Annotated in this window: 14 protein-coding genes; 7 read left to right on the top strand and 7 right to left on the bottom strand. The window is 65.9% G+C overall.

The window, feature by feature from the left end:
* The first annotated feature begins 22 nt into the window (after positions 1 to 22).
* From E5162_RS09005 to E5162_RS08980, 6 genes are read left to right on the top strand one after another with little or no spacing between them, the layout of a single operon-like run.
* Positions 23 to 1,198, top strand: coding sequence for an acyl-CoA dehydrogenase family protein (locus tag E5162_RS09005; RefSeq protein WP_135944905.1), 1,176 nt, complete (start codon positions 23 to 25; stop codon positions 1,196 to 1,198).
* Positions 1,191 to 1,988, top strand: a complete 798-nt coding sequence (locus E5162_RS09000) for an enoyl-CoA hydratase/isomerase family protein (protein ID WP_135944904.1) — start codon at positions 1,191 to 1,193, stop codon at positions 1,986 to 1,988. Before E5162_RS09005 ends, E5162_RS09000 begins: the two co-directional genes overlap by 8 nt.
* 3 nt (positions 1,989 to 1,991) lie before the next feature.
* Positions 1,992 to 3,953 (top strand): acetyl/propionyl/methylcrotonyl-CoA carboxylase subunit alpha, encoded by a 1,962-nt coding sequence (locus E5162_RS08995; RefSeq protein WP_135944903.1) that lies wholly within the window; start codon positions 1,992 to 1,994, stop codon positions 3,951 to 3,953.
* Between the two features lie 4 nt (positions 3,954 to 3,957).
* Positions 3,958 to 4,863, top strand: a complete 906-nt coding sequence (locus E5162_RS08990) for a beta-keto acid cleavage family enzyme (RefSeq protein WP_135944902.1) — start codon at positions 3,958 to 3,960, stop codon at positions 4,861 to 4,863.
* A complete protein-coding gene (locus E5162_RS08985; protein ID WP_158291257.1) occupies positions 4,823 to 6,643 on the top strand; it encodes an AMP-dependent synthetase/ligase in 1,821 nt (606 codons plus the stop codon). Before E5162_RS08990 ends, E5162_RS08985 begins: the two co-directional genes overlap by 41 nt.
* Positions 6,633 to 8,135 carry a flavin-containing monooxygenase gene (locus tag E5162_RS08980; RefSeq protein WP_135944900.1) on the top strand — a complete coding sequence of 501 codons (1,503 nt, stop codon included), beginning with the start codon at positions 6,633 to 6,635 and terminating at the stop codon, positions 8,133 to 8,135. The genes E5162_RS08985 and E5162_RS08980 overlap by 11 nt, the downstream gene beginning before the upstream one ends.
* Here E5162_RS08980 and E5162_RS08975 read toward each other — a convergent pair.
* Positions 8,111 to 9,040: an alpha/beta hydrolase gene (locus E5162_RS08975; RefSeq protein WP_135944899.1), complete on the bottom strand. Its 930-nt coding sequence runs from the start codon at positions 9,038 to 9,040 to the stop codon at positions 8,111 to 8,113. The genes E5162_RS08980 and E5162_RS08975 overlap by 25 nt on opposite strands.
* A 69-nt stretch (positions 9,041 to 9,109) precedes the next feature.
* Positions 9,110 to 10,072 carry an alpha/beta fold hydrolase gene (locus E5162_RS08970; RefSeq protein ID WP_158291256.1) on the bottom strand — a complete coding sequence of 321 codons (963 nt, stop codon included), beginning with the start codon at positions 10,070 to 10,072 and terminating at the stop codon, positions 9,110 to 9,112.
* A gap of 87 nt (positions 10,073 to 10,159) precedes the next feature.
* On the opposite strand from E5162_RS08970, the gene glpK reads away from it, so the two are divergent.
* Entirely contained in the window at positions 10,160 to 11,650 is a 1,491-nt protein-coding gene (gene glpK, locus E5162_RS08965) for a glycerol kinase GlpK (protein WP_135944897.1), read from the top strand.
* A gap of 212 nt (positions 11,651 to 11,862) precedes the next feature.
* Here the strand turns inward: glpK and E5162_RS08960 are convergent, their stop codons facing one another.
* From E5162_RS08960 to E5162_RS08940, 5 genes are all read right to left on the bottom strand, one after another.
* Positions 11,863 to 12,156, bottom strand: coding sequence for a GIY-YIG nuclease family protein (locus tag E5162_RS08960; protein ID WP_135944896.1), 294 nt, complete (start codon positions 12,154 to 12,156; stop codon positions 11,863 to 11,865).
* A 244-nt stretch (positions 12,157 to 12,400) separates the two neighbouring features.
* Positions 12,401 to 12,595 (bottom strand): non-homologous end-joining DNA ligase LigD, encoded by a 195-nt coding sequence (gene ligD, locus E5162_RS08955; RefSeq protein WP_325063723.1) that lies wholly within the window; start codon positions 12,593 to 12,595, stop codon positions 12,401 to 12,403.
* The gene (locus E5162_RS08950; protein WP_135944895.1) at positions 12,595 to 12,879 is read right to left on the bottom strand and encodes a TFIIB-type zinc ribbon-containing protein; all 285 of its coding nucleotides are present in this window, start codon (positions 12,877 to 12,879) and stop codon (positions 12,595 to 12,597) included. Before E5162_RS08950 ends, ligD begins: the two co-directional genes overlap by 1 nt.
* Positions 12,880 to 12,958: 79 nt before the next feature.
* Entirely contained in the window at positions 12,959 to 13,828 is an 870-nt protein-coding gene (locus E5162_RS08945; RefSeq protein WP_135944894.1) for a universal stress protein, read from the bottom strand.
* Positions 13,829 to 13,842: 14 nt separating this feature from the next.
* On the bottom strand, positions 13,843 to 15,348 hold the full coding sequence (locus E5162_RS08940; protein WP_135944893.1) for a SulP family inorganic anion transporter: 1,506 nt from the start codon (positions 15,346 to 15,348) through the stop codon (positions 13,843 to 13,845).
* Positions 15,349 to 15,549: the final 201 nt, after the last annotated feature.

Below are 15,549 nucleotides of genomic sequence, written 5' to 3'. Positions count from 1 at the left end.
GCGCGCAACAGGAGAACCAGCTATGCAATTCACCGAGCAGCACGAACAGCTTCGCGAGACGGTGGCCAAATTCGTCGAGAAGGACATCAATCCGTATGTCGACGAATGGGAGGCGGCCGGTCAGTTCCCCGCCCACGAAGTCTTCAAGAAGATGGGCGATCTGGGTCTGCTGGGTCTGCGTTGGCCGGAAGAATATGGCGGAGCCGGGCTCGACTTCTCCTATTCGCTCGTGCTGGCCGAGGAGCTCGGCCTGATCAATTGCGGCGGCGTGCCGATGGCGATCGGCGTTCACACCGACATGTGCACGCCCGCGCTCGCACGCTATGGCTCGGACGCGCTGCGCGAGCAGTTTCTCGCGCCCGCAATCGCCGGCGACATGGTGGGGTGCCTGGGCGTGTCCGAGCCCGGCGGCGGTTCGGACGTGGCCGCGGTCAAGACCGTCGCGCGTTCCGATGGCGATGACTACGTGATCACCGGCACCAAGATGTGGATCACCAACGGGCTTCAGGCCGACTGGTGCTGCCTGCTGGCCAACACGTCCGAAGGCTCGGTCCATTCGAACAAATCGCTGATCATCGTGCCGATGGATTTGCCGGGCATCGAGAAGCAGAAGATCGAGAAGATCGGCATGCATTCCTCCGATACCGCGCAGCTCTTCTTCGATGAGGTGCGGGTGCCCAAATCCAACCGGATCGGGGAGGAGGGCGCGGGCTTCCTCTACCAGATGCTGCAATTCCAGGAAGAGCGCCTTTACGGGGCGGCCTCCTCGCTCAAGGCGCTGGACAAGCAGATCGACCTGACGATCGAGTACTGCAAGGAGCGCAAGACGTTCGGCAAGCGCCTTCTGGACAACCAGTCCATCCATTTCCGGCTGGCAGAACTTCGCACCGAGGTCGAGGCGCTGCGCGCACTGACCTATCGCTGCACCGAGCAGTTCATCAATGGCGAGGACGTGACGCGCCTGGCGTCGATGGCCAAGCTCAAGGTCGGACGCCTGTCGCGCGAAGTGTCTGATTCCTGCCTGCAATACTGGGGCGGAATGGGCTTTACCGCCGAAAATCCGATCAGCCGCGCCTATCGCGACAGCCGTCTGATCTCCATCGGCGGCGGCGCGGACGAGATCATGCTGGGCATTATCTGCAAGCTGGAAGGCACGCTGCCGGAGAAGCCGAAGAAGGCACAATCCGGCAATGCCTGAGTTCGAAACCCTCCTGGTCGAGCGCTCTGCCGGCATCACGCACGTGACGCTGAACCGGCCAGAACAGCGCAACGCCATGTCGCTGAAAATGGTCGACGAGCTCCTGGCCGCGCTGAATACCGCCGAGACCGACGGGTCGCGCGCCATCGTGCTCGCGGGCGCGGGCGGGCATTTCTGCTCGGGCGGAGACGTGAAGGACATGGGCGCTGCCCAGGCCCAGCCGGACAATGGCGCCGATCCCATCGCCGGGGTCAATGCCCGTTTCGGCGAGCTGTGCGCAGCCTATGCGGCCTCCGGCCTGCCGGTAGTCGTCGTAGTAGAAGGCGCCGTCATGGGCGGCGGCTTCGGACTCTCATGCGTCGCCGACGTGGTGCTGGCGCGTGAAACGGCGGTGTTCCGCCTGCCCGAAACGGGGCTGGGACTGGTCCCGGCGCAGATCGCACCCTTCCTGGTCGAGCGCCTGGGCTATTCGGAGGCGCGGCGTCTCGCCGTGACCGGCGGCAAGGTCGACGCGGCCGCTGCCCTGCGCCTGGGGCTGGTTCATGTCGTGTGCGAAGGCGCGCACTCGTGTGCGGCAGCATTGTCTCAGACCCTCGCCGACATCAAGCGCGGCGCGCCGAACGCGATTGCCGCGACCAAGGCGCTGATCCGCCGCGCGCGCCTGGAACCGGCCGGCGATCTGATCCAGGACGCGGCGAAGAGCTTTGCCCGGGCCGCGCGCAGCGACGAGGGCGCCGAGGGCCTGACCGCCTTCCTGGAAAAGCGCGCCCCGCGCTGGACGGAGGGCTAGCCCATGAAGGCCCGGCCCTTCTCTTCTGTCCTGGTGGCCAATCGCGGCGAGATCGCCTTGCGCGTCATCGAGGAAGCCCGGCAGCGCGAGTTTACCGCCATCGCGGTTCATTCGAGCGCGGATGCCGACATGCCCTTCGTGCGCGCTGCGGACCTGTCGGTCTGCATCGGCCCGGCCCCGGCGGCGCAGAGCTATCTTAATATCGAGGCCATTCTGGATGCGGCCCGGCGTACCGGCGCGGAAGCCATCCATCCAGGTTATGGCTTCCTCTCGGAGAACGCGGCCTTTGCCCGCGCCGTCCTCGAGGCCGGCCTGGTCTGGATCGGCCCGCCGCCGGATGCCATCGAGGCGATGGGCGACAAGGCGAAGGCCAAGACGCTGATGATCGAGGCAGGCGTGCCGACCCTGCCCGGCTGGCAGGGTGAGGATCAGTCGGAAGGCCAGCTCAAGGCGCGCGCGGACGAGATCGGCTATCCCTTGCTGATCAAGGCGGTGGCCGGCGGGGGCGGGCGCGGCATGCGGGTGGTGCGCAGCGCGGACGGGTTCGAGGACGCGCTGGTCTCGGCCCGGCGCGAAGCGAAGTCGGCCTTCGGCGACCAGACAGTGCTGCTTGAAAAATATGTCGAGCGCGGGCGCCATGTGGAAGTCCAGGTCTTTGCCGACACCCACGGCCACACCATCCATCTGGGCGAGCGCGACTGCTCGGCTCAGCGCCGCCGCCAGAAGGTGATCGAGGAAGCGCCTTCGCCGTCGGTGGACGAGGCGTTGCGCCAACGCATGGGCGAAGCGGCCGTCGCGGCGGCGAAGGCGGTCGGCTATGTCGGTGCGGGCACAGTGGAATTCCTGCTGGACGAGTCCGGCGCCTTCTATTTCCTGGAAATGAATACGCGGCTCCAGGTGGAGCATCCGGTCACCGAATCCGTCGTGGGATTGAACCTAGTCCAGCTGCAGTTCGACGTCGCGGCGGGTGCGCCCCTGCCGCGCGAACAGGGCGATATCGAGTTTCACGGACATGCCATCGAGGCGCGGCTCTACGCGGAAGATCCCTCCAACGGGTTCGCGCCGCAGAGCGGGCCGATCGCCCTGTTCGAACCGCGCACACCCTATGACGACCGCGTCGATGCCGGGGTCGAGACCGGCGATGTGATCGGGACCGACTACGACCCGATGGTCGCCAAGTTCATCTCCTGGGGTCAGACGCGCGAGGAGGCCATCGACCGGCTGCGAGCCAGCCTGATGGTGCGCCCGCTGCTCGGGGTGAAGACCAATCGCGATTTCCTGCTGCGCCTTCTGGACAGCGAGGCCTTCCGCACGGGCAAGATCTGCGTGGCCGATCTCGACCAATGGTCGGAAGCGGGCAGCGGGCCGTTCGCCGCGGCCGAACCGCCGGACATGGCGCTGGCGCTGGCCGCCCTGCTCATGGCGCGCGCGCCCGGCGAGGCGATACGTGCGCACTCGGTGAGGACGTTCGGCCTCGATCTGGAGCTGAACGGACAGGGGTCCCCGGTTCTCGTGACACAGGCCGGGCCCGACACCGTCGAGGTGACGGCCGGAGAGCAAAGCTGGCAGGCAGAGTATCTCGGCGGCGAGGGCGCGCTGATCGACTGGCGCCTGGACGGCATCGCGCAGAGCACGCAGGGCGTGCGCCTGGCCGATGGCGGCTGGTGGCTGGCGCTCGGCGACCAGATCGTCACCGTGCGCGAAGCTTCGCCCTGGGGGCCGGACGCCGAGGCCGATCCGTCCAAGATCACCGCCCCGGTTTCCGGCACGGTCGTCGCCGTCAACGTCAAACCGGGCCAGGCCGTCAAGGCCGGGGACGTGCTGGCGGTGATGGAAGCGATGAAGATGGAGATGCGCCTGACCGCCGAGGCGGACGGGGTGGTCTCTGAAGTTCATGCCAGCGAGGCGAGCCAGGCCGCCAGCGGCACCATCCTGATCGAACTCGATCTGCAGACACAGGACTAGACCCATGGACAAGGCCGTACTGACTTGCGCGCTCAACGGGGTGCTCACCAATCCGAAGACCCATCCGGTCCCGGTCACGCCCGAGCAGATGGCCGCGTCCGCGCGCGAAGCCTACGATGCCGGGGCGAGCGTCATGCACGTGCATTTCCGCATGCAGGACGAGGGCATGGGTCATTTCCCGAGCTGGGACCCCGATCTGTGCGAGGAGGTGGTCGACGCCATCCGCGCGTCCTGCCCCGGCGTGATCATCAACCAGACCACCGGCGTCGTCGGCCCGGACGTGTCTGGCCCGATTGCGGTGATCAAGCGGATCAGGCCCGAGATTGCCGCCTGCAATGCCGGGTCGCTGAACTATCTGAAACTGAAGAAGGACAAGAGCTGGGCCTGGCCGCCCATGGTCTTCGACAATCCGGTCGAGAAAATCCAGAAGATGCTGGACGCCATGGACGAGACCGGCGCGCACCCCGAGTTCGAGTGCTTCGATGTCGGCATTGTGCGCTCGGTCAACATGTATATCGAGAACGGCATGGCCCCGGCCGCCCACTATAATTTCGTGATGGGCGTGGCTTCGGGCATGCCGGTGGATGCGAAGCTTCTCGAGCTCCTGCTGGGTTACAAGCGCGAGGGCGCGCCCTGGCAGACCACGCTGATCGGACGCCAGGAGATCTGGCCGGTCCATCAGCGCACCGCCGAACTTGGCGGGATGCTTCGTACCGGACTTGAGGATACCTTCTATCTGCCGGACGGCGAACGCGCCGCCGGCAACGGGGTCTTGATCGAGGCCCTGGCACAATGCGCGCGCAATGCGGGACGCGATGTCGCCTCGCCCGACGATGCGCGCGCCATCATGCAGCTCGGGGAGGAGCAACATGGATCAGACGGCGTGGAACACACTTCCGCGGCTCGGTGAGGAGAAGCGCTTCGCGTCCACTCCGGCCTGGCTGATCGAGCAGGGCCGGAAACGGCCGGAGGCCACCGCCTATCTGGTCCATGACGGATCGGACTGGATCGAAGCCAGCTGGGCCGACTATGCGGACAAGGCTCAGCGGGCTGCGCGTGCGCTTGTCTCGCTCGGGGTCAATGCGGCCGACTCGGTCGCCATTCTGGGCTTCAACCGGCCCGAATGGACCATCATGGCCAACGGGGCGATGATGATCGGCGCCCGCCCGGCGGGAATCTACTGGACGAGCGCTCCGCCCGAGAGCGCCTATATCCTGCAGCACTCCGAAGCGCCGGTCCTGCTGATCGAGTCGCTTGATCAGCTCGAAGAGCTGGACAGCGTGCGCGGCGACTGCCCGGACCTTCGCACCATCGTGGTGATGGACGGCGAGCCGGCGCGAGAGGGCGTGATGTCCTGGGCCAACTTCCTGGCGCTGGGCGAGGCGCGGTTCCAGGAGAGCGTCGAGGCTCGTCTGGACGCCATCAAGCCGGCCGATATCGGCTCGCTAATCTACACGTCCGGCACGACCGGCCCGCCCAAGGCGGTCATGCTGTCGCACGGCGCCATTGCCTGGACGGCCGATCTTCTGACCCGCTCCTTCGGGGGCGATGAAAACGGGCGCGGCCTGTCCTACCTGCCGCTCGCGCATATTGCCGAGCAGCAGGCGTCGCTCCACTGCCACCCGATCCGGGGCAATGCGATGTATTTCGCGCGCTCGATGGAGACGCTGGCCGAAGACATCAAGCACGCCCGGCCGACCATGTTCTTCGGTGTCCCGCGGGTGTGGGAGAAGATGGCCGAAACCCTGAAAGGGCGGATGAAGCAGGCGAGCGGCCTGCAGAAGACGCTTCTGGACTGGTCGGTGAAGGTCAATCGCGACTGGCATGCGGCCAGGCTCGAAGGCCGGTCGCCGGGTATGGGCAATTCGCTCCAGCGCGGGCTTGCCAATGCGCTGGTCACCCGCAAAATCAAGGCGGCGATGGGCCTGGACCAGGCAGACACCTTCATTTCCGGCGCGGCGCCGATCTCCCCGGAAGTCCTGCGCTTCTTCACCGGCATCGACATGGTCATCCTGGAAGGATACGGCCAGTCGGAAACCTCGGCGCCCACGACGGCCAACCTGCCCGGCGCCACGAAGCTCGGCACGGTGGGCAAGGCGTTCGACGGTATCGAGACCAAGGTCAGCGAGGAGGGCGAGCTTCTGGTGCGCGGGCCGGGCCTGTTTTCCGGCTACATGAAGAATAACGAAGCGACCGCGGACTCCTTCACCGAGGACGGCTTCCTGCGGACCGGCGATGTGGTGAAGGTGGACGAGGAGGGCTTCGTCACCATTACCGGCCGGATCAAGGACATCCTGATTACCTCCGGCGGCAAGAACATCACGCCGGCCAATCTGGAAACCGACCTGATGAATATCGACCTGGTCGAGCATGCAGTCGTGGTCGGGGACGGGCGCCACTACCTGACGGCGCTGATGACGCTGAGCGCGGATGCGTTGAGTGCGTTTTCCAAGGCTCACAAGCTCGCCGATGCGGGACCGGAGCATCCAGCCGTGATCGAGGAGGTGCAGCGCGGCGTGGACGCGATGAACCAGCGCTATGCAAGGGTGGAGAATATCCGCAAATTCCGCCTGCTCGGCGCGCCGCTGAGCGTGGACACCGGCGAATTGACACCGACCATGAAGGTCAAGCGCCGCATCGTGATCGAGCGCAACAAGGCTCTGATCGACGCCATGTACGATGAGGACTGAGAGGGCGGAAGCGCGTCCGCGCCCGGCTCCGGCCGCCCCGCCGGACCGCGTGGACGTGCTGGTGATCGGGGCGGGCATGTCCGGCCTCGCTATCGCCTATCAGCTCAAGCGCCGCGGCATCGACGATTTCGTGATCGTGGAGAAGAGCGGCGGGGTTGGCGGTGTCTGGCGCGATAATCAGTATCCCGGTGCGGGATGCGATGTGCCCAGCCATCTCTACTCTTTCTCCTTCGCGCCAAAGGCCGACTGGAGCCGGAAATTCGCGCCCCGTGACGAGATCCTGGACTATTTCGAGGATGTCGCGCGCAGCTTCGATATCGTCGGCCATTGCCGGTTCAACACATCGGTCACAACGCTCGAATTCGATGCGCAGGCCGGACGATGGGCCGTGGCGCTTGACGATGGGCGGCGGATCAGCGCGCGCAGCGTGATCAGCGCGGTGGGCCAGCTGTCCGAGCCCTTTACGCCCGACCTGGCCGGGCTCGACCGGTTCGAAGGCCGGGTCATGCATACCGCGCGCTGGGACCGCTCGGCCGACCTGACAGGTCAGCGCGTGGCGGTGATCGGCAATGCGGCCAGCGCCATCCAGCTCATCCCCATCGTGGCCGATCAGGCAAGGACGCTGAGCGTCTTCCAGCGCACGCCAAACTGGGTGATCGAGAAGCCGGACCGCACATTCACCCGGGCCGAGCACTGGCTGTTTGGCAATTTGCCCGGCTATCGCCGGCTTTACCGTACGGGCAGTTTCCTGATCCACGAGATGCGCTTTGCGGCCTTCCGCCAGGGCTCGCTCGCAGCGCGCTTCACCCGCTGGCAGCTTGAGCGCAAGATCAGAAAAGCCGTGCCCGATCCGGCGATGCGCGAGATTTTGACCCCGGACTACGCGCCGGGCTGCAAGCGTGTGCTGCTGTCCAACACCTATTTCCAGACGCTGGCGCGCGAGCATGTATCGCTGGTCAGCGACCCTATCTCGCACCTGGAGGCGGACGCCATCGTGACGGCAGGCGGCGACCGGATCGAAGCCGATACGGTCATCCTTGCGACCGGGTTCAAGGCCACCGAATTTCTGTCCACCCTGAGCGTGACCGGGCCGGATGGGCGCACGCTGGCCGAGGTCTGGGGCGCCTCGCCCTCGGCCTATCGCGGCGTGGCGGTTGCCGGGTTTCCCAATCTTTTCATGCTCTACGGGCCGAACACCAATCTCGGCCATAACTCCATCATCTTCATGACCGAGCGCCAGGCCGAATATGTCGCGGGCAAGGTTGAGCGGCTCCTGTCGCACGACCTGAAGAGCTTGAGCGTCCGGCCGCAGGCCCAGGCCGCGTTCGATGCGCGCGTCCAGAGGAGCCTCGCCGGCACCGTCTGGGCCGGCGCATGCCCGAGCTGGTACAAGACCGAAGACGGGCGCATCACCAATAACTGGTCCGGACTGGCGAGCGCCTTTGCGTTGACGCTCGCCCGGCCCGATCAGTCGGCCTGGGAGGAAAGATAGGGCGCGGCCCAGTCGGGCACGCGCTTGATCGCCTTGTATGCCTCGGGGAGCAGCGGGGCGAAGAGCTGGAAGTCGTGCCAGAGCTTCTCCCAGATCTCGCATTTCACCGCGACACCGGCCTCGGCGAGCTTTTCGGCCAGACGCACGGAATCGTCGAGCAGGATCTCGTCACTGCCGACCTGGATATAGGTGGGCGGCAGGCCGGACAGATCGGCGAAAAGGGGTGAGGCGTCGGGCGATTGCCCATCCGCGCCATGTAGATAGAGTTCCGCACCCTTGTGAAGGTACGAGGTTTTGAGCATCGGATCGATGCCGTCCTTGGTGCGCGCGGACTCCCCCGACATCGTCAGGTCGACCCAAGGCGAGAGCAGGTAGAGCGCATCCGGCAGGCGGTCGCCATCGGCCTTCAGGCGCAGCGTGGTCGCCAGCGCCAGTCCGCCGCCGGCGGAATCGCCCGCCATCAGGATCGGCCCCTGCGTGTCGCTGCGCAGTGTGCGGTAGGCGGCCAGCGCGTCGTCAATGGCGGCCGGGCAGGGATGCTCGGGTGCGAGGCGGTAGTCGAGCGAGACCGCCTCCAGACGCAGGGCGCGCGAGAGGTTGGAGACAAACGGCTTGTGGCTTTGTGCCGAGCCGCGCGAATACCCGCCGCCGTGCAGGAAAAGCAGCACACCATCGCGCGCGCCTTCCGGCACGAAGCGCAGGGCGGGCCGGCCGGCATACTCGATCCGGCTGACCTCCACGCCGCTTGCGGTCGGCAGGGCGTCGCCAGCCTTGTCCATGCGGGCGCGCTGCACCTCGGCGGGCTGGTTCGGGGAGAGCGAGGTCCGCCCGGCCTTGCGGGCCATGCGCCGGGCCAGCCAGCGCCGGGGCGAAAGGCCGGGCCGCGCCGGAATATGTTCGATCATGAAGGAGGCTCCCCGATTGGATATTCAGCGTTCGGGGGCAGTCTGCCACTTTTTTGAACGACAGTTCAATTATTTAGAGGGTGCTTCGCCCGCCGTTGCCTGAGCCACGACGCGCTCGGCCCATTCGGCGAAGTCCTCCATCGCCTGTTCGTAGCCGAGATCGTTCAAAGTCTCGTGCCGGGCCTGGGGGTTTATGCGCAAGGTGATGTCGGTAAAGCGGTCTGCTTTCAAACGGCTAGCCAGGGTGCGCATGGCCTTGGCCTTGTCCGTCGCCGGGTCCTGGCCGCCGCCGGCCAGATGGAGGGGCAGGTCCCGGCGCATGCGCTCGATCCGGTCGCTGGACTCCGCGCGCTCGAACCCGGTCACCAGATCCTTCCAGAGCGAGATCGAGGCGCGCCAGCCCGAATCGGGATCGGCGATATAGGCATCGACCTCTTCAGGGATTCGCGACAGCCAGTCGGACGGGGTGCGGGCGTCTTTCACCGTCTTGCCGAACTGGGAAAAGGTCAGCGCATTCAGCCACGTGGCAGTGGCCGCCTGAGGTTTGAACAGGCCTTCTAGCCACAGCACGGCGCGCATGAGACCGGTCATGCCGCCCAGAACCAGATTGGAATTCCAGACCGCAACGCCGGCCAGACGCTCGTACTCCTGCTGGGCATGGTTCATCGCCACGACGCCACCCATCGAATGGCCGAAAACGATGACCGGCAAATTCCCATAACGTTCAGTGAGATAGCCGCGCAGGAAGATCGCGTCCTGCATCACCTTGTCCCAGCCATGATCCCCGGCGAAGACGCCGCGCGGCGCGTCCGGAGCGGTGGTCTGGCCGTGACCGCGATGATCGTGAGCGCAGGCAATGAAGCCGCGCTGCGACAGGAAGCGCGCGAAGCGGGCATAACGTCCGGCATGCTCGGCCAGCCCGTGGTGGATCATGACGATGGCCCGGGCCTGTCCCTCGGGCTCCTTGATGCGCACCGCCAGGCTCGCTCCGGTCGGACTCTCCACGTGCGTGATTGCAAATTCCTCTGTCATGCCAGCCCCTTCATTACCGTCTTGCAGCTTGCGTCTAAGCCCCGTCATGGGCAGCCTAACCCGCTATGACAGCGCGCACACCATGAGATGCATGTGACCGATACCACCGCCATTCTCGCCATAGACCAGGGGACAACCTCCAGCCGGGCCATCGTGTTCGACCGGGCCGGAGAGGTGGTTTGTCTCGCCCAGGAGGAGTTCTCCCAGATCTATCCCCGTCCCGGATGGGTCGAACACGATCCCGAAGTGATCTGGGCGACCGTGTTATCCACGACCCGCAGCGCGATCCACGCCGCGGAACGCAAGGGCTTCCAGATCGCCTGCCTGGGCGTCACCAACCAGCGCGAGACCACGCTGGTCTGGGACCGCAAGACCGGGCGCCCGGTCCATAACGCGATCGTGTGGCAGGACCGGCGCACGGCGGGCACGACGGCCAGGCTGGAGCGCGAGGGTCATGGCGCGGACGTGGCGGCGCGCACCGGCCTGGTCCTGGATCCGTATTTCTCGGCCACCAAGCTGGCTTACATCCTGGACACGGTCGACGGTGCGCGAGAGCGCGCGGCGCGCGGCGAGCTGTGCTTCGGCACGGTGGAGAGCTTCCTGATCTGGCGCCTGACCGGCGGGCGGGTCCATGTCAGCGACGCGACCAATGCCAGCCGCACCAGCCTGTATAATCTCGCCGAGCAGGACTGGGACGATAACCTGCTGACCCTTTTCGACATTCCGCGCGCCCTCCTGCCGGAGATCGTCGATTGCGCGGGCCGTTATGGCGACAGCGATGCGGGCCTGTTCGGGCGAAGCTATCCGATCACCGGCGCGGCGGGCGACCAGCAGGCCGCGGCCATCGGCCAGGCCTGCCTTGTCCCCGGGGAGATGAAGTCGACCTACGGGACCGGCGCCTTCATGCTGCTCAACACCGGATCGAGGATAGTGGCCTCGCAGAACCGGCTCCTGGCCACCACGGCGTGGCGTCTGAACGGACATTCAAGCTATGCGCTGGAAGGCTCGATGTTGTCAGCCGGAGCGAGTATCCAGTGGCTGCGCGACGGACTCGGCATTATCTCGCACTCGCGCGAAGTCGAGCCGCTGGCCGCGAATGCGGACCCGGAGAGCGAGATTTACCTCGTGCCCGGATTCACCGGGCTGGGCGCACCGCACTGGGATGCGGACGCGCGCGGGCTGATCTGCGGACTGACGCGCGGGGCCGGCCGGGCCGAGATCGCCCGCGCGGCGCTGGATAGCGTCGCCTACCAGACCGGGGATTTGTTGACGGCCATGGCCGCCGACGGCGCGGATGTCGCACGGCTCAAAGTCGATGGCGGCATGGTGGTCAACGATGCGCTGATGCAGCGCCTGGCCGATTTGTGCAACACCGAGGTCGTCCGCCCGGTCAATGCCGAGACGACGGCCTGGGGCGCGGCCTTCCTGGCCGGGCTCGGGGCGGGCCTGTTCTCAGGACTTGAAGACGCCGCGGCAGTCTGGCGCGCCGACCGGCACTTCACCCCGCAGATGGACAGCGCGCGCCGGGACACGCGGGTCGCCGGCTGGCGCAAGGCGGTGGAGCGGGCGCGGCTTTAGGGGGGGGCAACCTCTCTGAGGTCCCGGGTCTCCGCTGCGCTCCGCCCGGGATTTCAAAACTAATAATATGGTGAAACCCCGGCCGACCGGAGGGAGCGCCGGGGCCTCGGTGTGATTAGCCTCTGCGGGGGTCCCGGGTCTTCGCTTCGCTTCGCCCGGGATTTCAGGGAGTGTGATTTTGCCGGAAGGGCGATCTTCGCTTCGCCTCAGCCTCAAACCGTGAGGTCCTCGTAGAGATCGCGCCAGTCCGGATTCATCGATTCGATGAGGTCGATTTTCCAGGCGCGATGCCAGCGTTTCATCCTGCGCTCGCGCTCGGCGGCGAGGGTGACGTGATCGTGTGCCTCGTAATAGACCAGCCGGGTACAATTGTATTTCGCCGTGAAGCCCCGGAACGCCTTCGTGCGATGCTGCCAGATCCGCCGTATCAGGGTGTCATTGCACATGCCTGTATAGAGAACGCCATGCGGCTTGTTCGTCAGGATGTAGACGAAGGCGCGATACATTATTTCTTCCCTTGGGGGAATTGTGGGCAGGCGCGCACTTCGTGGCAACGAAAAGTTGCATTCCGGTGGCTAGCTTCTGCAAGGTCCCGGGTCTTCGCTTCGCTCCGCCAGGGATTTCAAAACTTATAATATGGTGAAACCCCGGCCGACCGGGAGGGAGCGCCGGGGCCTTGGGGTGATTAGCCTCTGCGGGGTCCCGGGTCTGCGCTTCGCTTCGCCCGGGATTTCAGCGAGTGGTGCAGATTTAATCCTCCAGCGCGCTGCGCGCCCAGTCGAGCGCGCCGCTCTTCAAGGGGGCGGCGTGGTCGAAATAGCCTTCCCAGGGATCGGATTTCAGGCTGGAGAGGCGGCGGGGCAGGGTTTCGACCGTGTAGTCGTGGCCTGAGCTGATGCGTGACAGCTCGTCCCAGCGCAAGGGCGTGGCAACCGCGGCGCCGATCAGAAGATGTCGAAGATCTCGCCGAGCAGGCTTTCGCGCTTCTTCGGCTTGTGCCCGCCATAGGAGCCGGACCGGCTGTTTTCCCGGCCGCGTTCGTCCCGGCTGCGCTCGTCATATCCGCCGCGCGGTGCCGGGCCGCGTGCCTCGGCGGCCGCGCTCTTCTCGATGATCTTGTCGAGTTCGCCCCGGTCGAGCCAGACGCCCCGGCATTTGGGACAATAGTCGATTTCAACGCCCTGGCGTTCGGTCATGACGAGGGTTTCATTGTCCACGGGGCATTGCATCGCGCGTCTCCTGCATTGGGGATGTGACCGCCTTGCAGGTAGGACGGCGCGGGCCTTCATCAAGAGGCCCGCGCGCCGATTATCCGTGCGTGTCGGGCCGGAAGAGCAGGACCGGGACCAGGCATTTCCGGATCATCTGGGTCGTGGTCGATCCGATGATCAGGCGGCGGATGCGCGAATGGCCGTAGGCGCCCATCACCAGGAGGTCGGCCTTGCCCTCGCCGGTCTGTTCGGCGATCACGGTTTCCGGTTCGCCGGAAACAATGGAGGTCTCCACCGTGTAGCCGGCTGATTCCAGCGTGTTGGAGGCCGCGTCCATGCCATCGGTGATGGCCCGCGACTCCTCGCCGGCATGTAACAGGTGCAAGGTCATGCCCTTGAACAGCTTTCCCTTGGCGATGTGATCGACGGCCTTGGCCACGCTCGGCCCGGTATCGAAGGCGATCAGCGCGCGCTGCGGCGCCCTGAAGGCGCGCGAGGCGACCAGGACCGGCGTCTTCGCCGCGCGCACGACCCGCTCCAGGTTCGAACCCAGATGCATGGAGGCAAAGTCGGCATGCTCGCCGCGCTTGCCGATGACGATGAGGCGCGCCTCGTCTTCGAGCTCCTGCACCGATTCCAGCAGGCCCCCGGTGCGCAGGCGCGTGTGCACCTCCTCCGCGCCGGCTCCCTCGGCCTGGGCCTTGGCGCCGTCGATCAGGGCCCGCCCGCGCTCGCGTGCCAGCTGGGCGGCCTCCTCGTCATGGCGCGACAGCTTTTCCAGAAGCTCCGAGCGCGCGCCCAGCGTCAGATTGCCGGTCAGGTTGATCGGCGCATCCGCGCTCGGCCGGTGCGGCACGACGTGCAACAGGTCAATCGCGAAGCCGGTGCGGGCCGAGACCCAGGCGGCGTGCTCGATCACGCTCTTTGAATAGGGCGAGGCGTCAATCAGTGCGACGATACGGTCCATAATGCGTCCTCTCCCTAATGGCCCGACAACATGTCGTCGGCGCCCGGCTCGTTATGACGGCCGAGCTTGTCGACCAGCGTCTTGCTCGCCTCGTTCATGCCGACCAGGGCGACCTGCGTGCCCTCGCGGCGGAATTTCAGCACCGCCATGTCGATGGCCTGCACGCTGGAAATGTCCCAGATATGCGCCCGGCTCAAGTCCAGCGTGACATGGTCGACGGCTTCCTTGAAATCGAAGCTCTTCAGGAAGTCTTCGGACGAGGCGAAGAAGAGCTGGCCCTCCACCGTGTAGACCCGGGCGCGCTCGTCTGCGGTCAGCACCGAGTCGATGCGGAACAGGTTGGACACCTTCCAGGCGAAGAAGAGCGCCGACAGCAGCACGCCGATCAGCACGCCGATCGCCAGGTTGTGCGTCACGATCACCCCGGCCACGGTCGCGATCATCACCACGCTGGAGCTCCACGGGTGGGTGCGCAGATTTTTGACCGACGACCAGCTGAACGTCCCGACCGCGACCATCAGCATGATGGCGACCAGGGCCGGCATCGGGATCATCGCGACCCAGTCGCCCAGCACCAGCACCATGAAGAGCAGGAACACGCCGGCACTGAAGGTCGACAGCCGGCCGCGTCCGCCCGACTTCACGTTGATGATGGACTGGCCGATCATCGCGCACCCGCCCATGCCGCCCAGAAAGCCGGTGACGATATTGGCCGACCCCTGGCCCATGCACTCGCGGTTCTTGTCGCTCGGCGTATCGGTCAGATCGTCGACGATCTGCGCGGTCAGCAGCGACTCCAGAAGCCCGACGACCGCCACGGCAGCCGAATAGGGCAGGATGATCATCAGCGTCTCGAAATTCAGCGGAATGTCCGGCAGCAGGAAGACCGGCAGCGTATCGGGCAGCTCGCCCATGTCGCCGACGGTGCGGACATCCAGGCCGAACGCGACCGCGATCCCGGTCAGCACCACGATGCAGACCAGCGGGGAGGGGACGGCCTTGGTGATCAGCGGCAGGCCATAGATGATCCCCAGCCCGGCGGCGACCATCACATAGGTCAGCCAGGTCACGTTGATCAGCTCGGTCAGCTGGGCCATCGCGATCAGGATGGCGAGCGCGTTGACGAAACCGGTCAGCACCGAACGCGACACGAAGCGCATCAGATTGCCGAGCCGCAGCGCGCCGGCGCCGATCTGCAGCACGCCGGCCAGGATGGTGGCCGCGAACAGATATTGCAGGCCGTGTTCCTTGACCAGCGTGATGAAAAGAACCGCCGTCGCCGCCGTCGCTGCCGAGATCATGCCCGGCCGCCCGCCGGTGAAGGAGATCATCACGGCGATCGAGAAGGAGGCGTAGAGGCCGATTTTCGGATCGACACCGGCGATGATCGAGAAGGCGATCGCTTCGGGTATCAGCGCCAGGGCGACCACCAGGCCGGCCAGCAGATCGCCGCGCACATTGCCGATCCAGTCGCGTTTCACGTGGCGCAGCAATTGATCGGTATCCAGGGAAAGGCTCATCAGGCTCTCATCATTTCGCCGGCGCGCAGGACGCACCGGTCTCGCATCAAGTCTGGGCGGACACAGGAATAGGTGGAGGAGCGCGTACGCCACCGTCCGCCGGGAGACAAGGTCTGGGTGTGGGTTGCACGGCGGCTATGCGGTATTGCAGGCCGGGTTGTTGCTGCGCTGCCGCATGGTACGGGCACAGGCCCTCGTTCT

Origin of the sequence: Marinicauda pacifica (assembly GCF_004793635.1) — a bacterium.
Taxonomy (GTDB): Bacteria; Pseudomonadota; Alphaproteobacteria; order Caulobacterales; family Maricaulaceae; genus Marinicauda; species Marinicauda pacifica.
The sequence above is the reverse complement of the archived record's forward strand: the minus strand, read 5'-3'. Positions and strand labels throughout refer to the sequence as shown.

Excerpts from the sequence above, each read along its gene's own strand:
- E5162_RS09005 (WP_135944905.1), top strand. The coding sequence starts at position 23 with ATGCAATTCACCGAGCAGCACGAACAGCTTCGCGAGACGGTGGCCAAA.
- E5162_RS09000 (WP_135944904.1), top strand. The coding sequence starts at position 1,191 with ATGCCTGAGTTCGAAACCCTCCTGGTCGAGCGCTCTGCCGGCATCACG.
- E5162_RS08995 (WP_135944903.1), top strand. The coding sequence starts at position 1,992 with ATGAAGGCCCGGCCCTTCTCTTCTGTCCTGGTGGCCAATCGCGGCGAG.
- E5162_RS08990 (WP_135944902.1), top strand. The coding sequence starts at position 3,958 with ATGGACAAGGCCGTACTGACTTGCGCGCTCAACGGGGTGCTCACCAAT.
- E5162_RS08985 (WP_158291257.1), top strand. The coding sequence starts at position 4,823 with ATGGATCAGACGGCGTGGAACACACTTCCGCGGCTCGGTGAGGAGAAG.
- E5162_RS08980 (WP_135944900.1), top strand. The coding sequence starts at position 6,633 with ATGAGGACTGAGAGGGCGGAAGCGCGTCCGCGCCCGGCTCCGGCCGCC.
- E5162_RS08975 (WP_135944899.1), bottom strand. The coding sequence starts at position 9,040 with ATGATCGAACATATTCCGGCGCGGCCCGGCCTTTCGCCCCGGCGCTGG.
- E5162_RS08970 (WP_158291256.1), bottom strand. The coding sequence starts at position 10,072 with ATGACAGAGGAATTTGCAATCACGCACGTGGAGAGTCCGACCGGAGCG.
- glpK (WP_135944897.1), top strand. The coding sequence starts at position 10,160 with ATGCATGTGACCGATACCACCGCCATTCTCGCCATAGACCAGGGGACA.
- E5162_RS08960 (WP_135944896.1), bottom strand. The coding sequence starts at position 12,156 with ATGTATCGCGCCTTCGTCTACATCCTGACGAACAAGCCGCATGGCGTT.
- E5162_RS08950 (WP_135944895.1), bottom strand. The coding sequence starts at position 12,879 with ATGCAATGCCCCGTGGACAATGAAACCCTCGTCATGACCGAACGCCAG.
- E5162_RS08945 (WP_135944894.1), bottom strand. The coding sequence starts at position 13,828 with ATGGACCGTATCGTCGCACTGATTGACGCCTCGCCCTATTCAAAGAGC.
- E5162_RS08940 (WP_135944893.1), bottom strand. The coding sequence starts at position 15,348 with ATGAGCCTTTCCCTGGATACCGATCAATTGCTGCGCCACGTGAAACGC.